Below are 700 nucleotides of genomic sequence, written 5' to 3' on the forward strand. Positions count from 1 at the left end.
GCTCATCCACGGCCGCTGGCTCGTGATCTTCCGTTAAAGGTTTATCGGTAGAATCGGATACATCATCTACATCTGGAAGGAAGTTATGAGTCAAATCAACTGGTTCTTGTTCAGTCTCTTCAACTTCATCTTGCTCTTCAGACAATAAATCTGGCGATAACCCTTCATCGATAAAGTTTTGCGTCAAATCAATTACGTCTTCACTGCCAGCAAAAGTAGTATCATCGGATGGTTCATCAATAATCCAATCATCGTCCTCTGGTATACCAAATTCATTTGGAATGGGCTCTGGCATTGGCGGCTGAGCAGAAGCCATCGGATCCTTGGTATCCTGCTCAATCGAAGCCTCTGGTGATTCAAGTTCTACCTCAGAGGTATCTTCAAGAGTAGATGTCTGTTGATCATCTGATACATCTGGCGATGTACTTTCAGAGGCAAAAGGCTCTTCCTGAGGGGTTTCAATTGGTTCTGGCTCGGAAGTTTCCGACGATTCCAGACTATCAATATCCTCACTGAATTCTTCTTGGTCAGTATCACTCTGTGAAGGCAACTCTTCTTCAACTAGCTCAGCGTCCAACTCATCCACGGTCCCTGGGTCAGACTCGACAGACTCTTCGCTAACATCGGAGACTTCAAACTCTTCTTCGACTAGCTCAGTGTCCAGCACATCCACGGCCGCTGGCTCAGATTCGGCAGGCTC

1 pseudogene is annotated in these 700 nt (G+C 46.6%); it reads right to left on the bottom strand.

Annotated elements, in window-relative coordinates:
• Positions 1-700: pseudogene (locus RH40_RS20775) on the bottom strand (hypothetical protein); the annotation flags it as partial.

The organism is Vibrio caribbeanicus ATCC BAA-2122 (assembly GCF_000165125.1).
Classification (GTDB): domain Bacteria; phylum Pseudomonadota; class Gammaproteobacteria; order Enterobacterales; family Vibrionaceae; genus Vibrio; species Vibrio caribbeanicus.